This is a genomic window from Acinetobacter brisouii, assembly GCF_008993995.1.
Taxonomy (GTDB): Bacteria; Pseudomonadota; Gammaproteobacteria; order Pseudomonadales; family Moraxellaceae; genus Acinetobacter; species Acinetobacter brisouii_A.
Window position 1 is genome coordinate 1 of sequence record NZ_BKNN01000047.1, and the last position, 23,268, is coordinate 23,268.

20 protein-coding genes, 1 tRNA gene and 3 pseudogenes are annotated in these 23,268 nt (G+C 39.8%); 12 read left to right on the forward strand and 12 right to left on the reverse strand.

The genetic code is table 11. From position 1 onward, the window contains the following. The 4 genes and pseudogenes from GBN19_RS11215 to GBN19_RS11230 form a co-directional block, all read right to left on the reverse strand. On the reverse strand, positions 1-618 hold a 618-nt coding region (locus tag GBN19_RS11215; RefSeq protein ID WP_171494476.1), incomplete at its 3' end, for an SIR2 family protein. A 78-nt stretch (positions 619-696) separates the two neighbouring features. Further along, positions 697-900, reverse strand: a pseudogene (locus GBN19_RS11220) (endonuclease domain-containing protein); the annotation flags it as partial. A 152-nt stretch (positions 901-1,052) separates the two neighbouring features. Next, positions 1,053-1,583, reverse strand: coding sequence for a YaeQ family protein (locus GBN19_RS11225; protein WP_151710864.1), 531 nt, complete (start codon positions 1,581-1,583; stop codon positions 1,053-1,055). A 198-nt stretch (positions 1,584-1,781) separates the two neighbouring features. Beyond that, positions 1,782-2,225, reverse strand: a complete 444-nt coding sequence (locus GBN19_RS11230; protein ID WP_151710863.1) for a hypothetical protein — start codon at positions 2,223-2,225, stop codon at positions 1,782-1,784. A gap of 171 nt (positions 2,226-2,396) precedes the next feature. Here GBN19_RS11230 and GBN19_RS11235 point away from each other — a divergent pair. The 4 genes from GBN19_RS11235 to lon all read left to right on the forward strand — a co-directional run bounded on the left by GBN19_RS11235 (position 2,397) and on the right by lon (position 6,425). Further along, positions 2,397-2,482, forward strand: a tRNA-Leu gene (locus GBN19_RS11235). A 184-nt stretch (positions 2,483-2,666) separates the two neighbouring features. Next, the gene (locus GBN19_RS11240; RefSeq protein WP_228271257.1) at positions 2,667-3,209 is read left to right on the forward strand and encodes a hypothetical protein; all 543 of its coding nucleotides are present in this window, start codon (positions 2,667-2,669) and stop codon (positions 3,207-3,209) included. A gap of 64 nt (positions 3,210-3,273) precedes the next feature. Further along, entirely contained in the window at positions 3,274-3,867 is a 594-nt protein-coding gene (locus tag GBN19_RS11245; RefSeq protein WP_151778196.1) for a 5-formyltetrahydrofolate cyclo-ligase, read from the forward strand. Positions 3,868-3,995: 128 nt separating this feature from the next. Further along, positions 3,996-6,425, forward strand: coding sequence for an endopeptidase La (gene lon, locus GBN19_RS11250; protein WP_151778197.1), 2,430 nt, complete (start codon positions 3,996-3,998; stop codon positions 6,423-6,425). A 65-nt stretch (positions 6,426-6,490) separates the two neighbouring features. Here the strand turns inward: lon and GBN19_RS11255 are convergent, their stop codons facing one another. Next, on the reverse strand, positions 6,491-6,892 hold the full coding sequence (locus GBN19_RS11255; protein ID WP_228271258.1) for an RcnB family protein: 402 nt from the start codon (positions 6,890-6,892) through the stop codon (positions 6,491-6,493). Positions 6,893-7,203: 311 nt separating this feature from the next. Then, entirely contained in the window at positions 7,204-7,575 is a 372-nt protein-coding gene (locus GBN19_RS11260; RefSeq protein ID WP_151778198.1) for an RcnB family protein, read from the reverse strand. 656 nt (positions 7,576-8,231) lie between these two features. Between GBN19_RS11260 and rlmH the strand changes: the two genes are divergently transcribed. Together rlmH and GBN19_RS11270 are read left to right on the forward strand one after the other, a co-directional pair. Continuing rightward, positions 8,232-8,711: a 23S rRNA (pseudouridine(1915)-N(3))-methyltransferase RlmH gene (gene rlmH / locus GBN19_RS11265; RefSeq protein WP_151710859.1), complete on the forward strand. Its 480-nt coding sequence runs from the start codon at positions 8,232-8,234 to the stop codon at positions 8,709-8,711. Between the two features lie 32 nt (positions 8,712-8,743). Next, complete coding sequence (locus tag GBN19_RS11270; protein ID WP_151778199.1) at positions 8,744-9,520, forward strand: dioxygenase family protein; 777 nt, start codon at positions 8,744-8,746, stop codon at positions 9,518-9,520. Positions 9,521-9,676: 156 nt separating this feature from the next. Here the strand turns inward: GBN19_RS11270 and GBN19_RS11275 are convergent, their stop codons facing one another. After that, the gene (locus tag GBN19_RS11275; protein WP_151778200.1) at positions 9,677-10,510 is read right to left on the reverse strand and encodes a DODA-type extradiol aromatic ring-opening family dioxygenase; all 834 of its coding nucleotides are present in this window, start codon (positions 10,508-10,510) and stop codon (positions 9,677-9,679) included. Between the two features lie 326 nt (positions 10,511-10,836). On the opposite strand from GBN19_RS11275, the gene GBN19_RS11280 reads away from it, so the two are divergent. From GBN19_RS11280 to GBN19_RS11290, 3 genes are all read left to right on the forward strand, one after another. Next, complete coding sequence (locus GBN19_RS11280; protein WP_151778201.1) at positions 10,837-11,163, forward strand: hypothetical protein; 327 nt, start codon at positions 10,837-10,839, stop codon at positions 11,161-11,163. A 150-nt stretch (positions 11,164-11,313) separates the two neighbouring features. Further along, on the forward strand, positions 11,314-12,681 hold the full coding sequence (gene trhP, locus GBN19_RS11285; protein ID WP_151778202.1) for a prephenate-dependent tRNA uridine(34) hydroxylase TrhP: 1,368 nt from the start codon (positions 11,314-11,316) through the stop codon (positions 12,679-12,681). Between the two features lie 3 nt (positions 12,682-12,684). Continuing rightward, positions 12,685-12,933, forward strand: a complete 249-nt coding sequence (locus GBN19_RS11290) for a YfhL family 4Fe-4S dicluster ferredoxin (protein ID WP_151778203.1) — start codon at positions 12,685-12,687, stop codon at positions 12,931-12,933. Between the two features lie 53 nt (positions 12,934-12,986). On the opposite strand, the gene ahpF is transcribed toward GBN19_RS11290, so the two are convergent. From ahpF to glyA, 3 genes and pseudogenes are all read right to left on the reverse strand, one after another. Further along, positions 12,987-14,552, reverse strand: coding sequence for an alkyl hydroperoxide reductase subunit F (gene ahpF / locus GBN19_RS11295; protein WP_151778207.1), 1,566 nt, complete (start codon positions 14,550-14,552; stop codon positions 12,987-12,989). Between the two features lie 105 nt (positions 14,553-14,657). Next, positions 14,658-15,765, reverse strand: a pseudogene (locus GBN19_RS11300) (acyltransferase family protein). A 91-nt stretch (positions 15,766-15,856) separates the two neighbouring features. Next, entirely contained in the window at positions 15,857-17,110 is a 1,254-nt protein-coding gene (glyA, locus tag GBN19_RS11305; RefSeq protein WP_151778204.1) for a serine hydroxymethyltransferase, read from the reverse strand. Positions 17,111-17,313: 203 nt separating this feature from the next. Between glyA and GBN19_RS11310 the strand changes: the two genes are divergently transcribed. After that, on the forward strand, positions 17,314-17,760 hold the full coding sequence (locus GBN19_RS11310) for a hypothetical protein (protein WP_151710873.1): 447 nt from the start codon (positions 17,314-17,316) through the stop codon (positions 17,758-17,760). A 54-nt stretch (positions 17,761-17,814) separates the two neighbouring features. After that, positions 17,815-18,504, forward strand: a complete 690-nt coding sequence (locus tag GBN19_RS11315) for a 3'-5' exonuclease (protein WP_151778205.1) — start codon at positions 17,815-17,817, stop codon at positions 18,502-18,504. On the opposite strand, the gene GBN19_RS11320 is transcribed toward GBN19_RS11315, so the two are convergent. After that, entirely contained in the window at positions 18,501-19,484 is a 984-nt protein-coding gene (locus tag GBN19_RS11320) for an acyltransferase family protein (RefSeq protein WP_151778208.1), read from the reverse strand. The genes GBN19_RS11315 and GBN19_RS11320 overlap by 4 nt on opposite strands. Before the next feature lie 233 nt (positions 19,485-19,717). Between GBN19_RS11320 and GBN19_RS11325 the strand changes: the two are divergent. Further along, positions 19,718-20,731: pseudogene (locus GBN19_RS11325) on the forward strand (diguanylate cyclase). Between the two features lie 47 nt (positions 20,732-20,778). On the opposite strand, the gene ilvD reads toward GBN19_RS11325, so the two are convergent. Continuing rightward, positions 20,779-22,608, reverse strand: a complete 1,830-nt coding sequence (gene ilvD / locus GBN19_RS11330; RefSeq protein ID WP_151711049.1) for a dihydroxy-acid dehydratase — start codon at positions 22,606-22,608, stop codon at positions 20,779-20,781. Positions 22,609-23,268: the final 660 nt, after the last annotated feature.

The window sequence follows — 23,268 nt, forward strand, 5'->3', positions numbered from 1 at the left end:
GAGATCATATCTTTGATTAAATTGAATATAATCATCTTTAGTCAAAATAATTGAATTAGGATTATTTATACAACCATGAATTTTATAAATAGTTCCATATGGATTACTAAGCAGAATTTCATTACCAATTAACGGAATAAAATCGACTAACTCTTCTAAAAGTAAATCATAATTTGTTGTAATAATTGAAGATATGTTCTTTGACATTTCTCTAAATAAATCAACTTCATCATTCACTCCATTTCTGAAATTCATATGATTTAGTAAATCACATACATAAAGCTTAAATCGGCTTACACTTTTATGATTTCGGCTCAATTCATAAAACTTGTCATTTATTTCTTTAAACTTCCCATTTCTATCATTTTTTAAAATCTCATTGAATTTTTCTTCTAAAGCACTTGCTAATTGCATTAGATTACATTCATCTTTCTTTTCATCAAAACTTGATTGCCTAAGATCTAAATAATATTCATCAGAGCCCGTCAACTCAATGGCAATAGTTCTTAGTAAGTCAGACCAATTGTAAGAATTTTTCAGATAACGCAGACTAAACCCACTACCTACAAACAATACTGGATGGTTTTTATAACTACCCACAAAATCAAAAATATCCATAATAATTATCAAGTTAAAATTTTATATAAATTTATCACAATTTTAATTTTTTACATATTTGTTCTACAACCCCATCACCTGCCCACTATCACACTCAATGACCAAATTCACTGCGGCACAGTAAAAATCCACAATAAAGTTAAGAATGGGCTTTTGACGATAAAACTGCAATCCTAAAATTTGCTTACAGAGTAACCTTTGCCATAGCAATTGCTCTGTATCAGTCATATTGTTACGTAAATCACGCGATGGAAGTTTTAAATTCTTATTATATGGCTGCATGAGTACACGCTTAGTATTTATCTTTTATTTCAAATATCTTCGCATAATATCTACCAGATAAAAATAGCGCCCAGTTCTTTGGTTTCATTCTTATTTTTATAAAAAGAAAGCCCCTTAATAGGCGCTTTCTCTCACACCAAGCGGCGCAAAAATTACTGCAACTTAATCCATTCAACTACTGCTTGACCAGCATCGCTCATCAGCGTCCACTCGCCATCCATAATGTTGAGCTGCAACTGCATGGTACGCTCACATAAAGCCTGAATTGCAGTCGTGGTTTCTTCCGTTAACTGCCAAACTTCAACATTCTTTAAAGTTTTAAGTTTGCTATTGCGCTTATACCACTCATCCACCGAACTGCCATAAGCAATCACGACAACCTGCTGACAACGTGCACTGGCTTTTTTGACTTTATCTTCATCAGGGCAACCGACTTCAATCCATTTTTCGAGCAGACCTGTTAAGTCTTTCTGCCACAAAGCAGGCTCATTCACTTCAAACAAATCTTTGGTAAATTCGAGCTGTTCATCGGCATAGCGAGCAAAAGCCAAAACACGCACCATTAAGCGCTCGATAGTTTCGGAAGGATGCAGCGCCATCGTCAATTGATAATCACCGTAATTGTGATGATCCATATCTGCAATATTGAGGTCTGCTTTATAAATCGTTGCTTTAAGTGCCATGTGCTACACGTTTTCTAAATAAAAATCCGCGCTTAGGATAACCAATTTTAAATATTGATGTAGAAATTTTTCAGATTGACACTTAAATCAAATTCAGCATGCTTGGTCAGATGATCAACAGCTTAAAACTTTAAATTTTTTACTTAGACTACAAATCATCAAAAGCCAAGTAGCCAACAGATTCTTTATCTAAATTATTTATAACAACAATGACTTGATTAAAATTTCTTGAATTTTAAGATGATGCATCATCTCGCGAATCATCACAAAATAAACAAAAACCTGCTGCTGTCCTTCCTCAACCTGATGCAAATAGTGATTCAAATGATCAACAAAATCATTAAAAGCATGTTCAAGCTGAACTCGATCAATTGCACTCGAATTTTGAAAAAATAACTGACTTAATAACGTCATCATTAGGTCGGAAGTCACAGCCTGACCCTGAACTTGTCTTAGCGCAGGTTCAGATTCTAATAATTCTTCAATCTGATAAATCATGTTTTCAATTGCATACTCTGACCAAATCCCACTGGGTACACTCTGCTGCTGAATGACATTTAAACCATGCTTTAAAATATATGACTGAGAGTCCCACAATAAAATGATTTCATTGGCTTTCAGTGAAAACTCAAGAATAGGCATATATAGCTTCCTTGGACATGTTCGGTTTTGAGCATAACATTTTTCAAAGATTTCGGTAAAATCATCTTGAAAAACAATCACTCTCAAGCCATTTTAAACGCATAAAACTTCTTCAAACCATGCTAAATTCCTCTTGCACAACGGTTTAAGTTCTACTATGATGGCGCTCATGCCCGGGTGGTGAAATAGGTAGACACAGGGGATTTAAAATCCCCCGCCCTCAAAGCGTGCCGGTTCGAGTCCGGCCCCGGGCACCATTTTAAAACAGTTAAAATGGTACTCACAAAAATCCAGCGAAAGCTGGTTTTTTTATGCCTAAAATCTGCAATTGATTCAGGATGTAGGCAATTTACAGAGTATTAACATAGTTTTTCAGTTTCACTGTATTTTGATAGCAAACATCTTACTTACACCACATTCTTTCTCCTGCATGATCTGAATTTGAGTCTTATTTTGGATCGACTGTCAGGACATGCCATGAAACCATTGTTGATTGCTTGCTTATGTTTGATCCCATGGCTGACGAGTGCCTGCAAGCCCAGCACACAAAATATGCCCCAACAATCCAGTTTAAGTCATAATCAGGCTGTCGATATTCAAAATGATATCAGTCGATTACACAATCTAAGCCAACGACAAAATCAGGAAAGTGCTATTTTTCAACAAGAAGCTTTACCTGCCATTCGCTCAGGCAACAGTCTACAAATTGCACAAATCATTGAGGATATGCAACAACGTGTACACAAATTCAATTCAGAATTAGAAAATTTACTTCTGAGCAGTGCTGAAGTTGACAGCATACGAAAAAAAATGATGCAGAGTAATCAGCTCAGCCTACAGCTCGCTCAACAAGGTGCAGCCAAACGCCCCGACACGCAAAAAATCATCCAGTTACAACAAGAAATTGAGCAAAATCAGCAGCAAATTTCTCATCTAACTCAAAATGCTCAGGCTAAAATTAGTCAGGCAGCCAATATGTCATAAGCCATGCTTTACTCTGCGTATATTTGTCGTAATACTCAAGACTGTGCTTTTATGGGTATGATTGATGAATACTGCTGCGATTGATCTCAAACAACTACGTCGCGATTTACGCCGCCAACGACGTCAAGTCAATATCTTTCAACAACGCCAAGCAGCGCAAGCCATCTTGAAACATCTCAGACGCAGTCCAATGCTGCATCAATCTCAAAAAGTCGGATTATATCTCGATGCCTTTGGGGAAATTGCAACAAAAAATTTAATCGAATATTGTTTTAAATTGGGCAAACAGGTGTATCTACCTAAAATCTGTAACATGAATCAACACTTACATTGGGTAAAAATTTCAAGACAGCAGTTTTATAGCCGACGTTTTGCATTGCATCGCTTAGGTATGCTCGAACCTCAACAACGTGGCGTTGCTGTACAGCATTTAGATATGTTATGTATGCCTTTACTGGCTTGTGATGTCACAGGTATGCGTCTGGGTATGGGTGGTGGTTTTTATGACCGAACGCTCGCCAAAGCAAAACAGCGCCCTTATCGTTTAGGTCTGGCACATCAGTTTCAAAAATTAACGTGCGTTCTGCCACATCAGGCATGGGATCAACCTTTGCATGCACTCTGTACACCTGAATCTTATCAATGTTTTAAGGTCTAACTTACTGTCTTTATTTTAACCAAAACCATTGTTTTTTAATTTTTTCACAAAACTTACCCTTGTAATTTAAAAAAAACACATCACTATAAAAATCATGGCAACACTGTTGTCACTCACTAGGAGTGCCCATGACTGAACAAATTTTGAATCATGAAAGTTCTGAAGAACTGACAATTCCAAACGTATTACCATTATTGGCATTACGTGATGTAGTGGTTTATCCACACATGCAGATCGCGCTTTTTGTTGGTCGTGAAAAATCCATAAAAGCTGTTGATGCGGCGCGTAGCAGTGACAATTTGGTCTTTGTAGTTGCACAAAAAGACTCTCTTACCGAAGAAATTGATCAGGAAAACCTGTATCAATACGGAACTGTTGCGAAAATTGTGCAAGTGGTTAATCACGAAAATGATGAAAACTGCATTAAAGTGCTGATTGAAGGTTTACATCGCGCAAAATTAGAAAAAATCATTGATCAGACAGAATATTTTACGGCTGAACATGCTTTAAGCCCAATGAGTGTAAAATTAGAGCAAGACATTCAAGATGAACGTCTACAAGAATTGAAAGCTTTATTTGCACAATACGCAGAAGCAAAATTGCGCAATGCACGTGAGCTGATTACCGCTGCAAACAAAATCGAAGATTTACTGCAATTACTGTTCTTTGTTGCGACTCGTGTTCCTTTAAATATAGAAGTGAAGCAAAACTTCTTGGAGCATGATGAATTTGAAGCTCACCTAAAAGAGTTAATGACTTATTTGTTGCAACAGTCTGAAGAACAGCAAATTGAGCAGACACTACATGATAGTGTTAAACGCCAAATGGAAAAAAATCAGCGCGAATACTTTCTCAATGAAAAGATGAAGGTGATTCAGCGTGAACTTTCTGACATGAATGGCGGTGCTGAGGACGATGTTGCTGAGCTTGAAAAACGTCTTGCAGAGGCAGATTTGCCGGAGCATGTACGTAAAAAAGCAGAAGCAGAATTTCGTAAACTCAAATCTATGCAACCTGCTTCAAGCGAAGCCGCTGTGGTGCGCAACTATCTTGATGTCATCTTAGATACACCATGGAATAAAGCCAGCAAAGTTAGCATTAACTTGCAAAAAGCGCAGGAAATTCTAGATGCAGATCATTACGGCTTAGATGATGTGAAAGACCGTATTGTTGAGTATCTTGCAGTACAGTCTCGCGTAAAAAAACTCAAAGGCCCGATTCTTTGTTTAGTTGGGCCTCCGGGTGTCGGTAAAACTTCACTTGGTGAATCTGTTGCAAAAGCAACTGGGCGTGAGTTTGTCCGTATGGCTTTAGGTGGTGTGCGTGATGAAGCGGAAATCCGTGGTCATCGCCGTACTTACATTGGTGCGATGCCAGGTAAAATCGTACAGTCATTGACTAAAGTTGGGGTAAAAAACCCACTGTTCTTGCTTGATGAAATCGACAAGATGGCTCAGGATTATCGTGGTGATCCTGCATCAGCATTACTTGAAGTGCTCGATCCATCGCAAAATAACAAGTTCAATGATCACTATTTAGACCTTGATCTTGATTTGTCTGAAGTCATGTTTATTTGTACTGCCAACAGCATGAATATTCCTGAAGCTTTGTTAGATCGTATGGAAGTGATTCGTCTACCGGGTTATACCGAAGATGAGAAAATTAAGATTGCTGAACGCTATTTAGTTCCTAAAGCCATTAAGAACAATGGTTTACGTGCTAAAGAATTGACTGTTCATGAAGAAGCGATTCGTGACATTGTGCAACGTTATACACGTGAAGCAGGTGTGCGTAGTCTTGAACGTGAAGTTTCAAAAATTGCACGCAAAGTCGTCAAAGAAGCCGTGAGCAAAAAGGCGAAGAACCTTCAAATTGAAGTGACTTCAACTAATTTACCAGACTACCTTGGCCCACATAAGTTTGACTTTGGGATGGCTGAAGACGAAGCACAGATCGGTCGTGTCAATGGTTTAGCTTGGACATCTGTTGGTGGTGAATTACTCACTATTGAAGTTGCGGCAGTGAAAGGTAAAGGTAAATTTATTACCACAGGTTCACTCGGCGATGTCATGAAAGAGTCGATCACTACTGCAATGACTGTGGTTCGTACTCGTGCAGATGAGTTAGGTATCGAAGCGGCGCGCTTTGATGAAACTGATATTCACGTGCACTTGCCTGAAGGTGCAACACCAAAAGATGGCCCTTCAGCAGGTTTAGCACTGACAACTGCATTGGTTTCTGCTTTTACAGGCATTCCAATTCGTGCAGACATTGCCATGACAGGTGAAACAACGCTTGGTGGTCGTGCGCTACGTATTGGTGGTTTAAAAGAAAAGTTACTTGCTGCACACCGTGGTGGCATTAAACTGGTCTTTATTCCTCAAGACAATGTGCGTGATTTGGCTGAAATTCCAGACAATGTCAAAGAAGGTCTAGAAATCAAAGCAGTGAAAAGCGTTGATGAGATCTTGCCGATTGCATTGACTGAACAACCTAAACCACTGCCAAAAACTCCGATTGTTAAAGCAGTGGCAGAAAGTCAAAGTGCTCGTCACTAAACATAAAAACATCAATAAAAAAACCACTTCTTCGGAAGTGGTTTTTTTATTGGGCTTCGCTTGACCTAACGAAAATGTGGCCCTAGCAGAATTTGCGTGATTACACTTGATACAACCGCAACCAAAACAAAATCACCATCAATCCTCATCCAACGATGCCCATGAGGCGGTGGTGGCAAATGTGCTTCATGCCAATCTACAGCATAACGATCATCCATATAATCCCGTGGGATATATTCGCCTTCATGCCAGTAACGAACTGGGTGATCACGCCAATAATGGGGCGGTGGTTCATCCCAGCCATGATCATGATGATGTTCATAATACATAGGCGGAGGTGGTCGATCGTCATGAGTCCACCAAGGATCTGCCAAGGTTAGACTAGAAGTGAGACTAGTACTCACAGCCAATGCTGCTGCTATCCATTTTGTACGCATTTTCTCTCCTTCGATTTTATCAGTCGACACTGTAAAATCATTGCTAGGCTTTTATAAAGATCACAACTTGTTGGCTAATGTATGCAAAAACTGCAGATAAACCGTGTAGATCAATGCAGAGTTCTGCAAAACTTTGTCTGTTTTACTCATAGATTTACTGAGATTTTTTAATATTTAAGCTATGGTTAATTTTTCATTTTATTCACTATATTCAAATTTTCTTTTATGGCTTAGACGCTATTCAAAAGCACCCAATAAATTGTCAGCACCACAATAATGCTTCCCCCAAATAAAAAACTGCCTCAAAAGAGGCAGCCTGTGTGTCAAATACAGTTTTTTGTTTAACGGGCGAAAATTGCCTGAGCAATCACCCCAGATGCAATCGCAATCAATAAGTAGTCGCCATTGACGCGTACCCAACGGTGTCCACGTGGTGGATGTGGCAAATGATGCGAACGCCAATCTACGTTATAACCACGATAGCGTGATGGTAAGCGGTCACCACGCCCCCAGTGTCCACGGCGATCATCCCAGCGTGGGCCATCATGACGGTTATTCCAAGCAGGCCCACCACGATGGTCATGTCCACGATCACGCTGATCATAACCGTGACGGTCTGGGCCTCCTCGGTCATGCCAAGGCTCTGCCATTGCTAAACTACTGGTGGCTAGTGTCGAAACCACTAACACAGTGGTCAAAATTTTCTTCAACATGGCTATTCCCTCTTTTTTCATCCTCAAGCCGAAGCTTGATTGAGATCTTAAGGATTTACACCGATTCAGTTTTAAAAATAAATAAACGCTGAAGATGCATCCTGCTTGAGATCTAATATATTCATTCAATATCGTTTGATGATGTAGAAAGCGGTTTGCTTATGTAATAAGCCTTACATATTCTATTTCAAATTAATCTATTTTTTTGAAAGGTTCAGCTTTTTGTGTGGCTTATGTAATTTTTAAGGTCATTTTTAGCAGATTCCCTCTAATTCAGGTTGAATTAAATGCCTTTAAAATTTGTATTCACCGCTATTTTTGGTGATTTAATCAACACATATTCCAATATTTCTCAATTCAATTTCATCTTTCCACACATTTCCACCAAAGATAGTACAACTCACATTCTTAAAAAGCTTTAGCCGCTTCTCAAGACAAAGCCTTGCTTTGTTTATCTTCTTACCACTCAAGCACAGCTTTCGCCTTCTTGCGAAGCTTTAGCCGCTTCTCAAGACAAAGCCTTGCTTTGTTTATCTTCTTACCACTCAAGCACAGCTTTCACCTTCTTGCGAAGCTTTAGCCGCTTCTCAAGACAAAGCCTTGCTTTGTTTATCTTCGCTCAGGTTATAATTGTTTTTTTCGCAAAGATTGCCACGATGAAAATTCGCATTTTAACCATTGGACAGAAAATGCCTGCTTGGGTGTTAACTGGAGTCGATGACTATTTAAAACGGATTCAGCCATTCGTTCAGACTCAATTTGTTGAATTACCAATGGCAAAACGCGGTAAGAATGATTCAGATGCCGATATTCTGAAATATTGCCAAACTGAAGGTGAAAGTATTCTCGCAGCACTCAAATCCAATGAAACCTTAATTGCACTGGAAGTGGGTGGTCGTGAACTTAGTACTGAAAAACTGGCAGACACCATGCAACAATGGATGCTCGATGGTCAAGATATTGCATTAGCCATTGGCGGGCCAGACGGTTTAAGTGATGCTGTGCGTCAGGCAGCCAAATGGCATTGGTCTTTGTCAAAACTTACGCTTCCACATCCTTTAGTGCGTGTCATGCTGATTGAACAGTTATATCGGGCAATGAGCATTAACCATAATCATCCGTATCATCGTGCTTAACGGTGATTCGCAAACAATTCAGGTGAACCTTTATGCATCTTCAAACTTTACCTGGGTTATTTATTTCTCACGGTTCTCCCTTACTAGCGCTTGACCCTGAACAGGTTGGTCCTGCACTACAACGCTTAGGCTTGAACTTGCCTCGTCCTCAAGCCATTGTTGTTATGTCCGCACACTGGGAAAGTCAGGCACTTGAAGTCAGTACGGCGACTCGTCCTGATACATGGCATGATTTTCGTGGCTTTCCCAAAGCCCTCTATCAAATTCGTTATCCTGCTGCGGGCGAACCCGAACTGGCCGAACAGATTCTACATTTATTGGCAGAAGCTGAACTTCCAGCACATGCGAACAGTACACGCCCACGTGATCACGGTGTATGGATGCCGCTACTGCATTTATACCCTGAAGCCGATATTCCCGTGGTCGAAATCTCGCTGCCGATGAGTTACAGTGCGGAAGAAATTTTTAAAATTGGACAAACACTCAAAGCGTTACGTCAACAGCAAATTTTGTTGATTGGCTCAGGCAGCATTACCCATAACTTGGCAGAATTATCTTGGCAGAATAGTCAGACGCCCGTGCCTGTTTGGGCATCGGAATTTCGTAATTACGTGGTACAAAAACTCAATCATCAAGATTATGAAGCAGTTTTGGATTGGCAAACGATTCCGTATATTGAGCAAAATCATCCAAGCCTTGAGCATCTTGCTCCGTTGTTTTTTGCAATGGGTTTAGGTCATCTCTTCACTATTGTGCATAGTAGCTTTTCAATGGGTGCTTTAGGCATGGATATTTATCGTTTTGATTAATAGACTTCTTTCATCAGTCCTTTTTATTTCTCCCTATGGGAGAAAAATAAAGAGGGTGTAAGCAATTATGAAAGAAGTCTAATCTGAACCCGATTCAAATAAAAAAACCGAGGATTCTTCTTCGGTTTTTTATGATTTCAGATTGAGAAAAATGTTTTAACTGGCTTGATTTAATTCACCAAAAGCAAAGTTAGACACCCAAATTCCACCGATAAAATCAGTTTCATGATAAGTGCGTATGCCTGCTTCCTGCTGTGCTGCACCAATACTCACCATCAAAGGCAGTAAGTGCTCTTCGCGTGGATGAGCAATTCGAGCCGCAGGTGCTTGTTCCCATTGATTCAATAATTGATTACGCGCTTTACCTGTGTGCTCAACTACAGTGGAATATAACCACTGATCAAAGGCTTGTGAGGGTGCCGAAGCGTAGGCATTAAACATACGTAAATTGTGATAACTTAAACCACTGCCAATAATCAGCACGTTTTCATCACGTAACGGTGCCAATGCTTGCCCCATCTGAATATGAGTTGCAGGATCTAAACCCTTTTTCAAGGACAATTGCACTACAGGAATATCTGCGGCAGGATTCACAACTTGCATTGGTGAAAACATGCCATGATCATAACCACGACTTGTAGTTTGCTGCACAGGAATATCTGCCTGAGTCAGTAATTCACTGACGCGTTGAGCAAGTGCTGGACAGCCCGCAGAACGGTAATGAATATGATAAGTATGTTCAGGAAAACCACCATAGTCATAAATCATGTCTGGTTCAGGCGTTGCCTGTACGGTAAAATCACGCTCTTCCCAGTGTGCTGAAACCATTAAAATCGCTTTTGGCTTTTGTGGTAAACTTGCAATCAGTTGACCTAAAGACTGGGCAAGCTTGGCATAAATACTATTGAGATGATCTGGCATCCACGGCCAAGGGCCACCACCATGTGAAATAAAAAACACAGGCTGTCGCTTTGGAGTTGTTGTAGACATGCTCATTACCTAAATTTTTAAAGACTCTCGATCTATGGTACTTTAGGTGTTCATCCCATCGACAACAATTAGAAAAATAGGACACTCAACAGAACTTATGCAACGATGATTTAGCCATAATTCTATTGGAGTAAAGTGATTTTGAAGAAAATTTGATTATTATTCTTAAAATTTGCTTTAATTATAAAAGAATTAACCATTTTTATATCATTTGCACTGTTTCCCTATACATAATAGTAACTTAGCTCCATATATTTTCCACAAGTTTGCGACATAATGTCAGTGTGAAATCCACCACCGAATGAAAATACAAGGTTGATCCTGAAATGAAAAAACTTACTGCTGCTTTAATTTTTGGTTTTGCTGCTACTGCATTCACAGGTACTGCAATGGCTGCTCCAACACAACAGCAACCAGAAAAGCATGAATCAACAACTCACAAAGTTGTCGAAAAAACTGAACACGCAGCACACACTGTTGGTCAAGACACTAAAAAAGTGGCGCATAAAGTAGGTCAAGACACCCAAAAAGTTGCCCACAAAGTTGCACATGGCACAAAACACGTTGTACATAAGGTTGAACACGGTACAAAACATGTCGTACACAAAGTCACTCATCATGACAGCAAAAAACCTGCGCCAAAACACGCATAATTTTGCCATAGTCAGCAAAAACCACATCGCTTGATGTGGTTTTTTTATGTTTAATCTATCCAAAATCCCGACCAAAATACTAGGTTGAGTACAACACAGAGAATCACTAAAATATTCCCCTATTTTTTCTAAGCCTTTACTGTGGTTATCATGAAAACTGAACTTCTCTCACCTGCTGGTTCACTCAAAAATATGCGTTTTGCATTTGCCTATGGTGCAGATGCAGTTTATGCAGGACAACCACGTTATAGCTTACGTGTACGTAACAATGCCTTTGATCATGACAACTTACAAATTGGCATTAATGAAGCCCATGCGCTTGGCAAAAAATTCTATGTGGTGGTGAACATCCAACCGCATAACAGCAAACTGAAAAACTTCATCCGTGACCTTGAGCCTGTGGTTGCCATGCAACCTGATGCACTGATCATGTCTGATCCTGGTTTGATCATGATGGTTCGTGAACATTTTCCAGACATGCCGATTCATTTATCAGTTCAAGCCAATGCGATTAACTGGGCAACCGTTAAATTCTGGAAAGACTATGGTTTAACCCGCGTGATTTTATCTCGTGAGCTTTCAATTGATGAAATTGAAGAAATTCAAAAACATGTCCCAGAAATTGAGCTTGAAGTGTTTGTCCACGGTGCATTGTGCATGGCGTATTCAGGACGCTGTTTACTATCTGGTTATATGAATAAACGAGATGCCAACCAAGGTGCATGCACCAATGCCTGCCGTTGGGAATACAAAATTCATGAAACACAAGAAGATGCGACAGGCGATGTGATTCCTGTCACTCAAGTTGAAGAGAAAAAAGCCTGCTGCTCAAGCGAAAATGATCAGCATCAATTTGCTGAGCCTGTACTGATTCAACGCAATGATGAAGACATGTTTGCGGCTGAAGAAGATGAACATGGCACATACTTCATGAACTCAAAAGATTTACGTGCCGTTCAACATGTTGATCGTTTGACGCACATGGGCATTGCTTCATTGAAAATTGAAGGTCGTACCAAATCTTATTTCTACTGTGCGCGTACTGCCCAAATTTATCGTAAAGCCATTGATGATGCACTCGAAGGTCGTCCATTTGACCCAAGTTTAATGACACAGCTTGAAGGCTTGGCAAACCGTGGTTATACCGAAGGTTTCTTGCGTCGCCATGTGCATAGCGAATATCAAAACTATGAAGATGGTTCATCGCATTTTGACTATCAACAGTTCTGCGGTGAAGTGCTTGAGCGTAACGGTGACTATATCCGTATTGAAGTGAAAAACCGTTTCCTTGTCGGTGACTCTTTAGAGCTAATGACACCAAAAGGCAACATCACTTTTACCTTAACGGAAATGCGTGACCTCAAAGGCAATCAAATTGACAATGCCAAAGGTTCAGGTCATGTGGTGGAAATTCCACTCGATGCCAACATTGATGTAGAATTTGCCCTGCTCATTCGTAACTTGCCAGATGCAACAGACAATATTCAGGCTGCATCTTTAGCTTATTCAGCAGGTTAAACTATGGCGTTGCTCATTACCAAAGAATGTATTAACTGTGATATGTGCCTGCCAGAGTGTCCGAATACTGCCATTTTTGAAGGTAAAAAGGTCTACGAAATTGACCCTGAGCGTTGTACAGAATGTGTGGGTTTCTATGACGCGCCAACTTGCATGGCGGTCTGCCCGATTAACTGTATTGAACCTGACCCTGCGCATGTAGAAGATCAGGCACAGTTAATGGACAAGTTTAAAGCACTGAATATTGTATAAAATAAAAAAGAGCGACTACTTTGAGTCGCTCTTTTTTTAACTATTTAACAGACTTATAGTCCTGAACGGATAATATAGTCAAATGCTGAAAGTGATGCTTTCGCGCCTTCACCTGTAGCAATGATGATTTGTTTGTATGGCACTGTGGTACAGTCACCTGCGGCAAACACACCTTTGACATTGGTTTCATTGCGATCATTCACAATAATCTCACCACGATTCGATAATTCAACTGCGGTATCTTTTAAGAAATCGGTATTTGGTAACAAGCCAATTTGTACAAAGATCCCTGCAAGTTCAACCACATGTTCTTCGCCAGTTGTACGATCTTGGTATTTCAAGCCTGTTACTTGCGAACCATCACCCAATACTTCAGTGGTTAATGCACTTTTAATCACAACAGTATTATTCAAGCTGTTCAATTTATCTTGAAGAACTTGGTCTGCACGTAAAGTATCACCAAATTCGATCAAGGTAACATGTTCTACAATTCCTGCAAGGTCAATTGCAGCTTCAACGCCTGAGTTACCGCCGCCAATCACTGCAACACGTTTGCCTTTGAACAATGGGCCATCACAATGTGGGCAGTATGCAACACCACGGGTACGGTATTCTGCTTCACCCGGTACATTCATTTCTCTCCAACGCGCACCAGTCGATAGAATCACAGTTTTAGATTCAAGTTTTGCACCATTTTCCAGTTCAACCGCAACCAAACCATTGACGGTATATTCTGCCCCTGTAATATGTGCCACACGTTGTAAGTTCATGATGTCAACATCATACTCACGCACATGTGCTTCCATATCGGCTGCAAATTTTGGCCCTTGGGTTTTTTGCACCGAAGTAAAGTTTTCGATGTCCATAGTGTCCATGACCTGACCACCAAAACGCTCTGCGACAATGCCTGTTTTAATGCCTTTACGTGCTGCATAAATCGCAGACGTTGCACCTGCAGGCCCACCACCGATCACTAATACATCGAAGATGCCTTTGGCATTGATCGCTGCGGCATCTTTTGCTGCCGAATTTTGATCTAACTTCGCCACCAATTCTTCAAGGGTCATACGACCTTGACCAATATGTTGTTGATCTTGGAACACCATTGGAACCGCCATGATTTTGCGTTCTTCAACTTCTTCTTGGAAAAAGGCACCATCAATCATGGTTGTTGTGGTATTTGGGTTATAAATCGCAATCAAGTTCAAAGCTTGCACAACATCTGGGCAGTTATGACAGCTGAGAGAAACAAACACGTCAAAGTTGGCTTGTAAGTTTAAACCTTTAATTTGCGCCAATAATTCATCTGAAACTTTTGGTGCATAGCCTGAAACTTGCAACAAAGCCAAGATCAATGATGTAAACTCATGCCCCATTGGCAAACCTGCGAAGAACACGCGAGGTTGTTCACCTGCTTTGGCAACCCCAAAACTTGGACGACGGGTGTTGTCACCATCAAAACGTGCCGTTACACGATCAGACAATTCAGCAATTTCAGTAACCAATTCTTTTACTTTTTCAGCTTTATCTGAATCATCAAGTGCAGCTACCAATTCGATTGGGCTTTCTAAACGTTCTAAGTATGCTTTCAATTGTGCTTTAATGTTTTGATCTAACATCATATTTCTCCAAACAGAGCGAATTTCTTAACTTGGGTTTATAGTAACGCAACTAATTTGATTGTCAAAACAGTATATTTTTATCCAATCAATCGGTTTTTTAAATTAATGTGTTAAAAACTTATCCCGTATCCAATGATTCAAAGGACTAGAATAATACCGTTCAATGAGCTTTGCCAATACACAACTTACGAATAAATAAAGTAATAATAATGGCAGCTTGAATATTGTTGGTGTTTCAGCAGGTAGTGACATGACTTTGATTAAACCAAGCACAATCAGATGAAACAAATATAATTCATAACTGTGCTGTCCTAACCAAACACAAGCCTGCGTGAGCTTATTCGTTTTTTTCAGTACACGTGGTTGATCATATACCCACAACAGAATAGCAGCCAAAATCGCAAAAACTGACATGCTCCATGTACTGGCCTGCTTAATTGGCGCATATAAATAAAGCACACCACATCAGTCCCATACATAGATAGCCAAGCCAACGCACAGAATGTTGTGGTAACTTCACACGACTTGCCAAGAGCGCACTGAGACAGCCGAATGCAATTGCATCAAAACTGGCGAAGTAATGATATAAATAGGCTTCATTTTCATTCAGATAATACAATGACCTAAAATAAGGCGCATAGGCAATCACAGCCAATAACACCACAACCAACAAACTTCGTCGACGAGTTACGATACATAAAATCGGAAAGAATAGATAAAAAACCTCCTCAACCGACAAAGACCACAACACACCGAGCGCATAGTTCACCCAGCCATATTGAATAATCAGCAGATTCATATAAAAACCCAAAGCTGCCAGTACAGTAGCCTGATCACTCACTTCAATCTGCTGAGGGGCATGATTTAAAAATGGCGCCAGACCCAAACTTCCCAAACCTGTGACGATGAGCAGCAGTAATAACAAACATGGGATAATTCGCGTAATACGGCGAATATAAAATGCTTTTACATCAAGCTGCGCCAAATTTTCCTGACGCCGTAAACTGTGCCCAGTAATCAGAAAACCTGAGATCACAAAAAAGAGTGTCACACCATAGTTGCCATTTCTGGCAAGCAAGGTACTGAAACTTTCGCCAAAAATCTGAAAGCCGAGCCATGTATCCTGTAATTTATAAGGAATATTAAAATGATGCAGCAATACCAAAGCAATCGAGATGCCGCGAAGTACATCTATTCGTAAATTATACATAGTGTCTCTAGTCGGTTTTTATCGTTATGATTTTTTTAAGAATAAAAAAAGCCTCCCAAATCAGGAGGCTCTTTTCAGTTATACAAAATAATTATTTTGCATACACTGGGAATTTTGCACACACTTCTGCAACTTTTTCTTTAACCGCAGCGATAACGCTTTCGTCACCTTTGCTGTCTAGAACATCAGCGATCCAGTTTGCAAGATCACGTACTTCTGCTTCACCGAAACCACGAGTCGTTACAGCAGGTGTACCGATACGGATACCTGAAGTGACAAACGGAGAACGTGGATCATTTGGAACAGAGTTTTTGTTCACAGTAATGTGCGCAGCACCTAACCATGCATCTGCTTCTTTACCAGTCACGTCTTGTTTGATCAATGACAACAAGAACAAGTGGTTGTCGGTACCACCAGAAACGATGTCATAACCACGAGCGATTAAAACTTCAGCCATTGCTTGAGCGTTTTTAACCACTTGTTGTTGATATGCTTTGTATTCAGGCGCCATTGCTTCTTTGAAGCAGATTGCTTTTGCTGCAATCGCATGCATCAATGGACCACCTTGGTTACCAGGGAATACAGCAGATTGAAGTTTTTTCTCGATTTCTTCATTTGCTTTCGCAAGAATCAAACCAGAACGTGGACCACGAAGTGTTTTGTGAGTCGTTGTTGTAGTGACATCTGCGATTTGTACTGGGCTTGGGTAAACACCAGCAGCAACTAGACCAGCAACGTGTGCCATGTCAACAAACAAGTAAGCGCCAACTTTGTCCGCGATGTCACGGAAACGCTGCCAATCCACCACACGGCTGTATGCAGAGAAGCCCGCAACGATCATACGTGGTTTGTGCTCTTCAGCTAGACGTTCAACTTCTTCATAGTCGATTTCGCCAGTTTCAGGGTTCAAACCGTATTGAACTGCATTATAAGTTTTACCAGAGAAGCTGACTTTTGCACCGTGAGTCAAGTGACCACCGTGAGCCAAGCTCATACCCAATACGGTGTCGCCTGGGTTAAGTAATGCAAGGTAAACCGCAGAGTTTGCTTGAGAACCAGCATGTGGCTGTACGTTTGCGTAGTCAGCACCAAATAATTCTTTAGCACGGTCAATCGCCATTTGTTCAATGACATCAACATATTCACAACCGCCGTAATAGCGTTTGCCTGGATAGCCTTCTGCATATTTATTGGTTAATTTACTTCCTTGAGCTTCCATAACTGCTGGAGAACAGTAGTTTTCAGAAGCAATCAACTCGATATGAGCTTCTTGACGGGCATCTTCAGAAGAAATTGCTTTTGCTAAATCTGGATCAAATTCAGAAATAGAGATGTTGGCAAACATTAGCGAGGGTCCTATGAATTAGGGCTTTTAAGCCGTGCTAAAATCGAAGCTTATTCTAGCACGAAGTTTAAAATTTTTCGGTATGAAGTTTACTCAGCCTGCAATAAAAATTGATCAACCTCAGCCTGTATGTTTAAATCACTTGAACTTACTCGCAAAATCTTGGAACATAGCAAGCTTTAGATTTTTAAAATAATTTTAATATGTGGATTATAATTTTCTTTATTTTGGGTGTTTGCTTAGGCTATTACATTCGTGATCAGAAACAAAATACATCTTCAGAAAAAATGTTACATCGTAATACGCCCGTGTTGAGTCATTCACAACGACTTTACTCCAAGGGGCAACATTCATCCGATAGTGACCGTATTCGTGACCTGAATCAGCTTTCAACCCATCAGGCTGCGTTTTTTCGTTTACTTAAACAGATCTTTTTTAACCATGAAGTTTCGATTAAAAATCAGCGTTTTTTTATTTTAGATCAGGACAATATGCCAATTGCCATTTTTGAATATCGTGACGGAACACAAAGTTTTAAAGCTGTTGACCGTGAAGATGGCATTCCTGTGCATATTTATAAGGCGCTCATTTCAAGTGATGCCCTGCAACAAGATTTTGAAGCGATTTTTCAGCCTAAAAAAGTCCGCTAGTTTGTAGTTCACACGAAGCAATGTTACATTGCAAAAAAACTTGATATTTAGACGATGAAAAGCATTATTCTCGATACCGAAACCCATACCCTCAATGGCTTACCGATTGAAATCGCCTATGCGCCAATTGAAATTCAGCAAGGTAAACTCAGTCTCGATAAAACTCAGATTTTTGATCAGCTTTACTCAATTGGTGAGCCAATTTCGTATGCGTCGATGGCTGTCCATCATATTTTAGAATCTGATATTACCAATCAGCCTAGCTATACCACATTTCAACTACCCAGTGAAACGAGCTATATCATCGGACATAACATTGATTATGACGTACAAGCAATTGCCCGTTGTGGTGTCGATGTTTCTCACTTAAAACCAATTTGTACACTGGCTCTAGCGCGCCAAGTCTGGCCAAATGCCGAGGCACATAATATTTCAGCGCTGATTTATCAGATTAGTCGCGGTAGTGAAAAAGCCCGTGAATTGCTGAAAGGTGCGCACCGTGCCGATGCCGATATTATTTTAACGGCGAATATTTTGATGCATATTATTGCGCATTTAGGCATTCAGACGGTTGAAGAACTCTATACCGCTTCTGAAGATGCACGTATTCCTAAAATGATCAACTTTGGCAAACATAAAGGCACAGCTATTCAAGATTTACCCGCGGACTATGCCAACTGGTTACTTAAACAAGAAGAGCTTGATCCTTATTTGCGTACAGCGCTGGAAAATGCAGGCTTTTAATCGTGTATTTTTCCAAATCTAAGCTTTGTAAAGAATAATAGAAAGACCTGCGAAATCTTCTGTATGCTCTGATGAAAAATCGGCAGCATACAGATGCTACAAATCAGCATACTTCCAAACACTACAACACCTAATTGAATCGCAGGACTCGCTGATAGATGCAGCACATGGCTCAATCCCAGTAAAATGAGTCCATGCCACAAATAAATCGCCAGACTGTTTTTTCCTAATTTTTCAAAAAATTGTGGTAAATATTGAATCAAGACATAGATTGACAACAAGCAAAGTAAAGACAACGTTAAATAACCCAATCGCTGCAACATTCCTTGTAAAGCTGCAACATGCATCTGCTGATAACTCAGGCTGCCATATAACCAGTATGATTTGAGTGGCACGTATTGAATAAAAATAAATATTGTCATCAATATTCCAAATGCCCACACACCAGCATAAGGCAATTGTTTAAGTTGCGTGAATATCCGCTGTCCATATATATGCCCCAACATAAAAAAAGGCAAAAAGTTAAAGATACGCCCGATAGACAATATATAGTTATTGATCGGCGATAACCCGATCAGTAAAGCCAGTAAAAAGCTCAAGGCAACAGGATAATGAGTGACTTTTAAACCACGCGCTAAGATTACCCAAGCCAACATCGCCCATAAATACCAAAGTAACCAGTAAGGTTGCCACAACCATTTGGAGCTCAAATGCCCAGCATAATAATAATCAAGCAATACATAGAACAACTGAAATGGAATCATTAAAGAAAGGAAGTATTGGATTTTTTTAGATATTTTATGATCTTTAAATAAATAGCCCGAAAGAAAAATAAAAGCAGGCATATGCACCAAATAAATGCATTGTAAAAACATTTTTCCAAGTTCATTTTGCCAACCTAAAAAGCGTTCTAAACAATGCCCAAAGACCACTAAAAAAATGAGTAATCCTTTATAGATATCAATATTTTGGTCTCGCATAAACGCATCATTTTTATTCATGGCTCATTAAATTACGCTATCGGATGATAAGTGTTAGACATAATTATAGAATTTTATTTTGCTAAATTTATTTTTCTTGTGCTGTAACTTACTAAAAGTTGTTAGATTAATCTTGTAATAATCGCTCATAGTTATTGATTATGTCCTATATTACCCCTAATGAAGCCACATTGAAGGCGCGTAGCCGTAAATTTGTATGGCGCATTTTTATCATGCGCCAACTTGGTACGACACTGTGCTTTTTCAGTATTGCCTCTGTCATGTGGGACATGCACTATGATTTTTTCTACTTTGCCCTATTAGCAACCAATGCTTTTGTTTGACCCACTGTCGCTTGTTTGTTTAGCATGCAAGCACATGATCCTGTCAAAGCTGAGCATTATAGTTTAATCATTGATAGTGGTTTGGGCGACATCTGGATTGCCATCATGGGTCTAAGCTCCATGCCCGCCTTAATTATTACTGCCGTTTTGGTTTCAGATCGTTATGCCGCAGGAGGATGGAAACTTCTACGTTTGGCGTTGTTAGCATTGTGCATAGTTTTTTGGATCACATGGAGTTTTCTCGGCTATCCACTCAATTTTACACTTAGCCACCGTACTGTATGGCTCAGTTTACCATTAGCCACCATTTATATGGTTGGACTCAGTGTTATTTCTCGGCATTTATCTGTTCGTCTCAGTAAGCGTAACCGAGAGTTTGAACGAATCGCAATGATGGATCCTCGCTTGCACATCCCCAATCGACGCTTATTTGAGCAACGCTTTGCAAGCACTTTTGTTAAAACACAACGTGAACAAACTTCAGCTTATTTAATGCTACTAGATGTGGATCACTTTAAAAAAATTAATGACAATTATGGACATGAAATTGGGGATTATATTCTTTTAGAAGTCTCAAATATTCTATGACAAACCCTAAGAACATCGGATACCCCTGCCCGTTTCGGTGGTGATGAACTCGCAGTAATTGCCATTCATTATCAAGAATATGATGTTCTACAGTTAGCTCAACGGATCTTAGAAAAAGTTCAAAACCTACGCCTCAGTAACCATGAACAATGTCGTGTTACCATTAGTATTGGTATTGCCTTGGTCAAAGATGTTTATTCATCTTCCGACTGGTTACGCAAAGCCGATCAGGCTTTATATCAAGTTAAAAATTCTGGTCGAGTTAACTTCCATTTATACCGAAATGCTCAAGTCACACAATTTGTAGAAGAATAAAAAAAACCCTTCATAAAGAGAAGGGCTTTTCAAACGATCTAATTAATTTATAAAACGCGAACTGCACCTTTTGCAGCACTGGTTGTGTGCTGTGCATAAACTTTCAATGCCTTAGACACTTTGCGTTTACGTTCTTCTTTTGGATGCCAGCCTTTTGCTTCTTGAGCAGTATGACGATGAGCAAGTGTTGCATCATCAATATCCAAATGAATGGTGCGGTTTGGAATATCAATCAGAATCGTATCGCCATCTTCAACCAAGCCAATTGCACCACCTTCAGCAGCTTCAGGTGACACATGACCAATGGATAAGCCTGAAGAACCACCAGAGAAACGACCATCAGTAATCAAAGCACAGTCTTTACCCAAACCTTTTGATTTCAAGTAGCTGGTTGGATACAACATTTCTTGCATACCCGGACCACCACGTGGGCCTTCGTAGCGAATCACAACCACGTCACCCGCCTTAATACTGCCATTTAAAATCGCTTCAACTGCCGAATCTTGGCTTTCAAATACACGTGCAGTCCCTGTGAATTTCAGGATCGATTCATCGACACCTGCGGTTTTCACAATACAACCATCGAGTGCGATGTTGCCGTAAAGCACTGCCAAACCACCATCTTTAGAAAAAGCATGTTCTGCGTTACGAATCACACCTGTTTCACGGTTACCATCTAAAGTTGAGTAATAACGGTTTTGTGAGAATGCAACCTGTGTTGGTACGCCACCAGGAGATGAACGGAAAAACTCATAGACTTCGGTGTTTTCAGTGCGGATGATATCCCACTTGTCCAATGCATCTTTCATGGTTGGTTCATGGACGGTACTGACTGAAGTCACCAATAAACCAGCACGATCAAGCTCACCTAAAATTGACATGATGCCGCCTGCACGGTGTACATCTTCCATGTGAACATCTTGCTTGGCTGGAGCAACTTTACAAAGTACAGGCACTTTACGTGAAAGACGATCAATATCATCCATTGTAAAGTCAACTTCTGCTTCATTTGCAGCAGCCAACAAGTGCAATACTGTATTGGTTGAACCACCCATTGCAATATCCAACGTCATGGCATTTTCAAATGCTGATTTGGTTGCAATTGAGCGTGGCAAAATGCTGTAGTCATCTTGTTCATAGTGGCGTTTTGCCAATTCAACAATTAACTGCCCTGCACGTTCAAATAATTTTTTACGGTTCGCATGCGTTGCAACAATCGAACCATTGCCTGGTAAAGACAAGCCTAATGCTTCTGTTAAGCAGTTCATTGAGTTTGCAGTGAACATTCCTGAACATGAACCACAAGTTGGACATGCAGAACGTTCAAATGCCTGAACTTCTTCATCGGTATAGCTATCATCTGCCGCAACGATCATGGCATCGACAAGGTCAATGGCTTTTTCATTGCCACGGAATTTAACCTTGCCCGCTTCCATTGGGCCACCAGACACAAACACGACTGGAATATTCAAGCGCATAGAAGCCATGAGCATTCCCGGTGTGATTTTGTCACAGTTAGAAATACACACCATCGCGTCTGCACAGTGTGCATTAACCATATATTCAACTGAGTCAGCAATCAGATCACGTGATGGAAGTGAATACAGCATGCCATCATGACCCATTGCAATCCCATCATCGACCGCGATGGTATTGAATTCTTTAGCCACACCACCTGCTGCCTGAATTTGTTCAGCAACCAGTTGACCTAAATCTTTCAGATGCACATGACCTGGTACAAATTGGGTGAATGAGTTGACCACCGCAATAATTGGTTTTCCAAAATCTTCATCTTTCATTCCTGTTGCACGCCATAAACCGCGTGCGCCAGCCATATTTCTTCCATGTGTCGATGTTTTTGAACGATAGTCAGGCATGTTTGTTTCCAATAAGGTTGTGCTTGAAATGAATTTCAGGATTCACTCTGGCGAAAGAATACTCATCTATAGAGTACTTGATCAGTAAAACAACTGAGACATCATACTATAGAGTTCGCCACTTACAGGCAATTTTGATGATGCTGTTATTTATACACTGAATTGAGCAAAAAATTTTATCGAAATTAACCGAAATATCGTAAATTTTATGAAAATAAAATCAAAAATTTGAATGATTTCTGAAAAATAAAAGCAGAACTTCTATAAATTGAGAAAATTATCAGCAAGAAAGCTTAGATAAATGATTTTTCTAAGCACGAGCGCTCAAGTCTGAGTAGAGTGTATAGCAAGATTCAAATTTACCTCTTAATTTCGCAAATAACGATTTATTAAAGTAATACCCTCATTCTTATCACACTGGAAATATTTTATTTATAGGTTCAGAACAAATTTAGAGGTAATAAAGTAATACCTATAAACAAGTATTTGATTATAAATAAAAAACAATATTACTTTTAAAGGTAATTTTTTGTAATAACAGAAGTAATATTTTATAAGTCATTGTTTTTATTGATAGTCATTTTATATTTATATCACTTTTTTATACAGTAATTTATTACTCAAATATTACTTCAAAATTACATTCAAATGGTCATGTAT

Excerpts from the sequence above, each read along its gene's own strand:
- GBN19_RS11270 (WP_151778199.1), top strand. The coding sequence starts at position 8,744 with ATGCATCTTCAAACTTTACCTGGGTTATTTATTTCTCACGGTTCTCCC.
- GBN19_RS11225 (WP_151710864.1), bottom strand. The coding sequence starts at position 1,583 with ATGGCACTTAAAGCAACGATTTATAAAGCAGACCTCAATATTGCAGAT.
- rlmH (WP_151710859.1), top strand. The coding sequence starts at position 8,232 with ATGAAAATTCGCATTTTAACCATTGGACAGAAAATGCCTGCTTGGGTG.
- trhP (WP_151778202.1), top strand. The coding sequence starts at position 11,314 with ATGAAAACTGAACTTCTCTCACCTGCTGGTTCACTCAAAAATATGCGT.
- GBN19_RS11310 (WP_151710873.1), top strand. The coding sequence starts at position 17,314 with ATGTGGATTATAATTTTCTTTATTTTGGGTGTTTGCTTAGGCTATTAC.
- GBN19_RS11230 (WP_151710863.1), bottom strand. The coding sequence starts at position 2,225 with ATGCCTATTCTTGAGTTTTCACTGAAAGCCAATGAAATCATTTTATTG.
- ahpF (WP_151778207.1), bottom strand. The coding sequence starts at position 14,552 with ATGTTAGATCAAAACATTAAAGCACAATTGAAAGCATACTTAGAACGT.
- GBN19_RS11260 (WP_151778198.1), bottom strand. The coding sequence starts at position 7,575 with ATGTTGAAGAAAATTTTGACCACTGTGTTAGTGGTTTCGACACTAGCC.
- GBN19_RS11245 (WP_151778196.1), top strand. The coding sequence starts at position 3,274 with ATGAATACTGCTGCGATTGATCTCAAACAACTACGTCGCGATTTACGC.
- lon (WP_151778197.1), top strand. The coding sequence starts at position 3,996 with ATGACTGAACAAATTTTGAATCATGAAAGTTCTGAAGAACTGACAATT.
- GBN19_RS11280 (WP_151778201.1), top strand. The coding sequence starts at position 10,837 with ATGAAAAAACTTACTGCTGCTTTAATTTTTGGTTTTGCTGCTACTGCA.
- GBN19_RS11315 (WP_151778205.1), top strand. The coding sequence starts at position 17,815 with ATGAAAAGCATTATTCTCGATACCGAAACCCATACCCTCAATGGCTTA.
- glyA (WP_151778204.1), bottom strand. The coding sequence starts at position 17,110 with ATGTTTGCCAACATCTCTATTTCTGAATTTGATCCAGATTTAGCAAAA.
- GBN19_RS11320 (WP_151778208.1), bottom strand. The coding sequence starts at position 19,484 with ATGCGAGACCAAAATATTGATATCTATAAAGGATTACTCATTTTTTTA.
- ilvD (WP_151711049.1), bottom strand. The coding sequence starts at position 22,608 with ATGCCTGACTATCGTTCAAAAACATCGACACATGGAAGAAATATGGCT.
- GBN19_RS11275 (WP_151778200.1), bottom strand. The coding sequence starts at position 10,510 with ATGTCTACAACAACTCCAAAGCGACAGCCTGTGTTTTTTATTTCACAT.
- GBN19_RS11290 (WP_151778203.1), top strand. The coding sequence starts at position 12,685 with ATGGCGTTGCTCATTACCAAAGAATGTATTAACTGTGATATGTGCCTG.